This window comes from Dehalococcoidia bacterium (genome assembly GCA_035574915.1).
Classification (GTDB): domain Bacteria; phylum Chloroflexota; class Dehalococcoidia; order DSTF01; family WHTK01; genus DATLYJ01.
On record DATLYJ010000078.1, the window covers coordinates 68,037 to 74,754 of the forward strand.

8 protein-coding genes are annotated in these 6,718 nt (G+C 63.9%); all 8 read right to left on the minus strand.

Going from position 1 to position 6,718, the window contains the following annotated elements; genetic code table 11:
* Position 1: 1 nt before the first annotated feature.
* The 8 genes from nuoL to VNN10_07530 all read right to left on the minus strand — a co-directional run bounded on the left by nuoL (position 2) and on the right by VNN10_07530 (position 6,717).
* Positions 2-1,930 (minus strand): NADH-quinone oxidoreductase subunit L, encoded by a 1,929-nt coding sequence (gene nuoL, locus VNN10_07495; protein ID HXH21858.1) that lies wholly within the window; start codon positions 1,928-1,930, stop codon positions 2-4.
* A gap of 31 nt (positions 1,931-1,961) precedes the next feature.
* On the minus strand, positions 1,962-2,288 hold the full coding sequence (gene nuoK / locus VNN10_07500) for an NADH-quinone oxidoreductase subunit NuoK (protein ID HXH21859.1): 327 nt from the start codon (positions 2,286-2,288) through the stop codon (positions 1,962-1,964).
* Entirely contained in the window at positions 2,288-2,785 is a 498-nt protein-coding gene (locus tag VNN10_07505; GenBank protein ID HXH21860.1) for an NADH-quinone oxidoreductase subunit J, read from the minus strand. The genes nuoK and VNN10_07505 overlap by 1 nt, the downstream gene beginning before the upstream one ends.
* 16 nt (positions 2,786-2,801) lie before the next feature.
* Positions 2,802-3,278 carry a 4Fe-4S binding protein gene (locus VNN10_07510; protein HXH21861.1) on the minus strand — a complete coding sequence of 159 codons (477 nt, stop codon included), beginning with the start codon at positions 3,276-3,278 and terminating at the stop codon, positions 2,802-2,804.
* Positions 3,279-4,427, minus strand: coding sequence for an NADH-quinone oxidoreductase subunit NuoH (gene nuoH, locus VNN10_07515; GenBank protein HXH21862.1), 1,149 nt, complete (start codon positions 4,425-4,427; stop codon positions 3,279-3,281). It abuts the gene before it with no gap.
* A 97-nt stretch (positions 4,428-4,524) separates the two neighbouring features.
* A complete protein-coding gene (locus VNN10_07520) occupies positions 4,525-5,670 on the minus strand; it encodes an NADH-quinone oxidoreductase subunit D (protein ID HXH21863.1) in 1,146 nt (381 codons plus the stop codon).
* The gene (locus VNN10_07525) at positions 5,670-6,269 is read right to left on the minus strand and encodes an NADH-quinone oxidoreductase subunit C (GenBank protein ID HXH21864.1); all 600 of its coding nucleotides are present in this window, start codon (positions 6,267-6,269) and stop codon (positions 5,670-5,672) included. Before VNN10_07525 ends, VNN10_07520 begins: the two co-directional genes overlap by 1 nt.
* Complete coding sequence (locus VNN10_07530; GenBank protein ID HXH21865.1) at positions 6,262-6,717, minus strand: NADH-quinone oxidoreductase subunit B family protein; 456 nt, start codon at positions 6,715-6,717, stop codon at positions 6,262-6,264. The genes VNN10_07525 and VNN10_07530 overlap by 8 nt, the downstream gene beginning before the upstream one ends.
* Position 6,718 lies beyond the last annotated feature (1 nt).

Consider the following 6,718-nt stretch of genomic DNA (forward strand, 5'->3'; position numbering starts at 1 on the left):
CTCACCCCCTCGCGGCGTAGCCGGCGATCGCCAACACGACGACGCCGGCGATGATCGCGAATGCGTAGTTAGGCAGCCTGCCGGTCTGGGCGTGCTTCAGCACCCAGCCCGTCGCCCCCGTGAATTCCCCAGGGCCGTTCACTCCCGTGTCGTTGACCACCGCGCGGTCGAAGAAGGCGATGATCTTGGCGAACCCAAGGACGACCTGGTCGATCACCCACTGGTAGAAGGCATCGACGTAGAACTTGTTAGAGAAGAGCTGGTAGAGGAAAGGCGCCCGCGCGGCAGCTTCGCGCGCCATGGCGCGCTCGCCCGTCCAGGCGTCCCAGCCGACCACGAGCGCTCCTGCTACCAGGGCTGTCGACAGCACGAGGACCAGCCAGTCGATCTCGAAGTCATGCGCCTCGCCGAACACGTTCTCCACCATCGCCAGGAAGCCTGAGCCGAAGCCGACCGCCTCCCCCACGGCGTCGAAGACCACGAAGCCGGACACCGCGGCGAGTACGGCCAGCACGATCAGGGGCAAGGACATCACGGGGGGCGACTCATGCGCGTGCTCGAAGGCATGGTGGTCGCGCGGCTCGCCCTGGAAGGTCAGCATGTAGACCCGGGCCATATAGAGTGCCGTCACGGGCAGACTCAGCAGGAGAAATAGCAGGACCACCGGGCTCTCGTCCCGGGCAATGGCGAGTATTTCGTCCTTCGCCCAGAAGCCGGAGAGCGGGATCATTCCCGCCATCGCCAGGGCACCGACCGCGAAGGTCCAGTGCGTGATCGGCATCTTTGCGGCCAGCCCGCCCAGGTGGTCGACCTCCTGGTGCTCCGTGGCGTGGATGACGGAGCCGGCGGCGAGGAAGAGCAGCGCCTTGAAGAAGGCGTGGGCGAAGAGATAGAGCATCGCCGGGGCCACTCCCGGCTCGCCGAGGCCGAGCGAGACCATCATTAGTCCGAGGCTGTTGAGGGTGGAGTAAGCGATCACCTGCTTGATGTCCGTCATCACGAGGCCCATGAACGCCGACATGAAGGTCGTGATCATGCCGACCACGATGACGAAGTAGAGCAACCATTCGTCCGAGGCCTCGAACAAAGGCATGGTGCGCGCAACGAGATAGATGCCGGCCACTACCATCGTGGCGGCATGAATGAGGGCCGAAACGGGGGTCGGGCCCTGCATGGCGTCCGGCAACCACACGTGGAACGGGAACTGCGCTGACTTGCCCATCGCGCCGCCGAACAAGGCCAGGGTCGCGACCGTAAGGTAGGTCTGGCCAATCTCGCCTTCTTCCGCGGCGTGGAAGATGGCGCTCATGTCGAAGGTGCCCGTCTCGCGCCAGAGCATGATGATGCCGATGAGCATCGCCACGTCCCCTAGACGCGTGGTGATGAACGCTTTCTTGGCCGCCTCGGCAGCAGGTCTGCGCTCCCAGTAAAAGCCGATGAGCAGGAAGGAGCAGATGCCGACGCCCTCCCAGACCACGTACAGAAGAAGGAAGTTGTCGGCGAGGACCAGCGTGAGCATGCAGGCGACGAAGAGAGAGAGGACGGCGTAGAACCAGCCGTACCGCGGCTCTCCGCGCATGTAACCCAGCGAGTAGATCATCACCATGAGGCCGACGAAGCTCACCACGATCAGCATCACGACCGTGATCTGGTCGACCAGGAAGCCCACCCGCAGGACGAAGTCGATCTCCTCGACCTTCACCCAGTCGAACCCTGAGGTGTTGTTCTGCAGGTCGGCCGCCAGCGCCGGCAACTGATCGAAGAGGTCCAGGGATACCAGGACCATGAGCACGAAGGAGGCGGCCATCGCGCCTATGGCGATGAAGTCGCCGCCGCGGGGGATGTAGCGGGAAAACAGGAAGTGCCCGAGGGCCAGGACCACGAAGGCCAGCGCGGGCAGCGCCGGCAGCAGCCAGGCCTGCTCCATCATCGCGAGCGCTCCTCCATTGCCGTCATGACTGCTACCACTTCAGCTGGCTCACTTCGTCCACGTCGGCGGTCGCCCTGTTGCGGAACACGCGGATGATGATGCCCAGTGCCAGGCCGACCTCGGCAGCGGCAATCGTAATCACGAAGATCGCGAAAATGAGGCCGCGGAACAGCTCTCCGTCGGTGTAGACGGCAAAGGCGACAAAGTTCACGGCTACGGCGTTCAGCATTAGCTCGACGGACATGAGGATCAGGACCGCGTTGCGCCTGGAAAGGACGCCGTAGACGCCGAGAGAAAAGAGGATGGCGGAGATGATGAGGAAGTGGTTGAGTGAGACCTGCTCCGCCGCGGTCTCCACTACGCCTCTCCTTCCTCTTGGCGCGATATGACGATGGCGCCCACGAGCGCGATGAGCAGCACCACGGACACGATCTCGAAGGGCAGGAGCCAGGTCGTGAACAGCGCGTCGCCGATGGCGCGCGTGTCGACCAGCGTGACTTCCTGGACGTAGCGCGGCCAGTCGGTGTTGAGGATGCCGCCCAGGATCAGGCCCAGCAGCAATACGCCTGCCAGAAATGCCGGCAGGCGCTGCGCTTCCCCGAAAGTAATAGGCATCTGGTCGCGGCCACGCGTGAGCATGAGACCGAAGAGAATGATCGTGGCGACGGCGCCGCCGTAGATCAGGATTTGCACCAGGGCCAGGAACTCGCTGGTCATGAGGATGTAGAAGCCGGCCACGGCCAGGAGCGAGAGGATGAGCCATAACGCGGCGTGGACGACGTTCTGGGAAGTAACGACTCCGATTCCGCCAGCGATGGCCAGGATGCTCAGGATGTAGAAGACCGCTTCGGCCATTCAGTCCTTCCGGGGTTCAGGACGGAACCCAGGGCTTGATCCGCGTACCGGGGTCTCGTGTCTTGTGCTGGGCCAGCAGCTGCTCCAGGTCCATCACGAGCTCCTTCCGGTCCTCCGTCGAGAGCTCGTGCCCGGCCCAGGTGTTGTTCATGGCGATGGCGTCGAAGTTGCACACCTCGACGCAGATGTTGCAGCGCATGCAGCGCCCGTAATCGATGAAGAACTGGTCGACGATCTTGCGGCGCTTGCTCTTGCCCTCCGCGAACTTCGGGTTGTCCTTCATCGTTACCGTCATGCACTCCACGGGGCAGGCGCGCTCGCAGGCGTGGCAGCCGGTGCAGAAGGGCTCGTCGACCTCGTAGTCCCAGAGGAGGATCGGGAAGGCTCGATCGCGTTCGGGCACGGGGCGGTGCACCGTCGGATACTCAATCGTGACGGGCTTCCGCAGCATGGTGCCGAAGGTGACACCCAGGGCCTTCAAAACGCCAATCATCTAGGTCGTGCTCCTCAGGGCAGCCATCGCGCCGAGACGCTCGGCACGCGAAGGTTGCTTTGTCACCTGGTAGATCACGTACGCCATCGCAAGCAGCAGCGCCGCCGAGATCACGCCGATCACCGCCCGCGCCGCCGTCACATCATCGATGTACACGAGGACAATAGCGTTAACGGCCACTTGAAGGAAGGCGAAGGGCAGCAGGATCTTCCAGCAGAAGGCCATCAGCTGGTCGATGCGCAGCCGGGGGAACGTCGCGCCGATCCACATGAAGACCAGGATCATGAACATCGCCTTTACGGTCGTCAGGGCAATCTGCAGCGGCCAGCCCACGTCGGAGCCGAAGGGCCATTCGTAACCGCCGAAGAACAGGATGGAGGCCAGCACGGACAACCCGAACATGGCCGCGTACTCGCCCAGGGCGAAGATGATGCTCCAGCGGATGCCGCTGTATTCCACCCAGGGACCCCCTACCAACTCCGACTCGCCGATCGGGATATCGAAGGGGCGGCGACCCAGTTCGGCGATTACAGCCGTGAGCAGGATGAAGAACGGGAGCGGCTGATACACGACCGCGGGGACGTTGTGCTGCGTCGCCACGATCTCGCGCAGGTTCAGCGAGCCGGCCACCATCGACACCGACAGGACGGCGAGGATCAGGGGGATCTCGTAGCTGATGAGCTGCGCGGCGGCGCGGATGGCGCCAAGCAGGGCGTACTTATTGTCGGAAGCCCAACCCGCCATGATGAAACCGATCGTGTTCACGCCCGAGACAGCCACGATATAAAAGAGGCCGAGCTGCAGGTCCCGGACACCCCAGTCCTCCGTGAACGGCAGCGCCACGAGTGTCATGAACACCGGTACGAAGGTCACATAAGGCGCCAACTCGAACAGGAGGTTGTCGGCGCTCGCGGGACGCACGTCCTCCTTCGTCAGCAGCTTGATGGCGTCAGCGAAGGACTGCAGGGTGCCGTACGGTCCGGTGCGCATCGGCCCCAACCGCATCTGGATACGGCCGACGACCTTGCGCTCGAGGTAGATGAGGAACATAACCACGAGTGTCATCACCAGCACGACAATGTTGAGCCGGATGAACGCGTCCAGCCCAACGTTCATGTCGATACCGAAGACACCCCAGAGGAGAGCCACTAAAACCTCCCTGGAAACTCGAAGCAGGGATCAGGAAGCAGTGCGTACCGGACGCTCTCCCTCCGCCCTGACTCCCGCCGCCCGCGTCTTTCTTCCTTCACCGGTCGACCTCACAGAGCACGATGTCCAACGACCCCAAGATCGTGACCGCGTCCGCCACGTAGTGGCCGACGGTCATGTGCTTGAGAGCGCAGAGGTTGCAGAAGGAGGACGAGCGGATCCGCAGTCTGTAGGGCTGCGTCGCGCCGCGGGAGACGATGTAGACGCCGTACTCGCCGCGGGGAGCCTCGTTCGGCATGTAGATTTCGCCCGGAGCAGGGCGCAGGGCGCGCGGCACGCGCGCCGGCATGATCGGGCCCTCGTCCGGCATCTGGTCCACGGCCTGCTCGATGATGCGCACCGACTGCCGTATCTCCTCCAAGCGCACGAGGTAACGGTCGTAAGAGTCACCGTTCGTGCCGACGGGGATGTCGAAATCGAAGCGGTCGTAGATAGAGTAGGGCTGGTCCTTCCGCAGGTCCCATTTCAAGCCGCTGGCGCGCAGCACCGGGCCGGTACAACCGTAGTTGATCGCGTCCTCGACGCTGATCTTGCCGATCCCACGCGTCCTGGCGATGAACAGCTCGTTGTCCGTCAGGAGTCTGTCCATGTCCGCGTGGCCGTACTTGATAATCCGCCGGCAGAGTGCCCGCACGCTGTCTTTGAAGTCGTGCGGCACGTCCCAGGCGACACCGCCGGGCCGGAAGTAGGCGTACATCAGCCGGTCACCCGAGACCTCTTCGAAGAGGTCGAGGATGAACTCGCGCTCGCGGAAGGCGTAGGTGAAGGAGGTGCCAAAGACGCCGAGGTCGGTGCCGAAGGCGCCCAAGAACATGAAGTGACTGGAGATGCGGTTAAGCTCCGCCAGGATCACGCGGATGTATTGCGCCCGCTCTGGCGGCTCCAGCCCCGCGAGCTTTTCGACCGCCTGGACGTAGGCGAGCTCGGCATTGAACTGCGCCAGGTACTCCGTGCGGTCCTGGAAGCCGATAGCCTGGCGGTAATCCATGTACTCGGAGAGCTTCTCAGCACCCCGGTGCATGTAGCCGATGTGAGGGATGACGTCCTTGACCAGTTCGCCGTCGACCGTCAGCACCATCCGGAACACACCATGCGTCGCGGGATGCTGCGGCCCGATGTTGATGTTGAGGTCGATCGTCTCGAGCTCGCGTTCGATACCGATGGCCTGAGGCTCGGCGGCCATTACTCCTCGACCTCCTCGGGCGTGACCTCGAAGCCAGACCCGGGCGGGATGTGCCCGGCCTTGGCCATGTCTTCGCCCAACACCTCACCCTGCCACTCTTCCAGCGGCGCTAGCGGGTTCTCCTTGCGCAGCGGGTAGTGGTCGAGCATGTCCTCGGGCAGGAGCAGCGGCACGAGGTTCGGATGGCCTTCGAAGACAATGCCGAACATGTCGCGGCACTCGCGCTCGTGCCAGTCCGCCGCCTGCCACAGGTCGGTAGCGGTGGGGATGCGGGGGTCGTCAGCGGGCACCTTGGCGCGCACCGTGACGCTGTGGCGGTGCTCGTAGGACCAGAGGTGGTAGACCACCTCCAGACCCTGCTCCTCGTAGTCCACGCCGCAGAGGTTACGCAAAAAGTCCATCTTCAGGCGCGGGTCGGTCTTCGCCGTCTCCAGGACGCGGTGCGCGTCCTTGCGGTCCACGATGAGGATCACATCGGCCGGGCCCTTCGTGGCCGTGATCTCGACGCCAGGGAGGGCAGCGGCGAATGTGTCCCAGATGGTGCCCGGTTCGGGCGCCACGATCGGCGCGTCGCGGAGGGCTCGTCGGTCCTCAGGCACCGGCGCCGACCCTGCCGCGCTCTTCCATGATCTTGTTCTGGAGGGCGATGAAGCCGTCCATCAGCGCCTCGGGCCGGGGAGGGCAGCCCGGGACGTAGATGTCCACCGGAATAATCTTGTCGACACCCTGGAGGACGCGGTCGTAGCGGGTGTAGGGGCCGCCGTTGGTAGCGCAGGCGCCCATGGAGATCTCCCACTTGGGGTTCGGCATCTGCTCGTATAGCAGCTTCACCGCAGGCGCCATCTTCTTGGTCACAGTCCCCGCGACGATCATCACGTCGCACTGCCGCGGCGAGGGCCAGGGCACGATGCCGAAGCGGTCGAGGTCGTGGTGCGACATATAGGTCGCAATCATCTCGATGGCGCAGCAGGCCAGCCCGAACGTCATGGGCCAGAGCGAAGACTTACGCGCCGCGGCGATGATGTAGTCGGCCGGCACCTGCAGGATT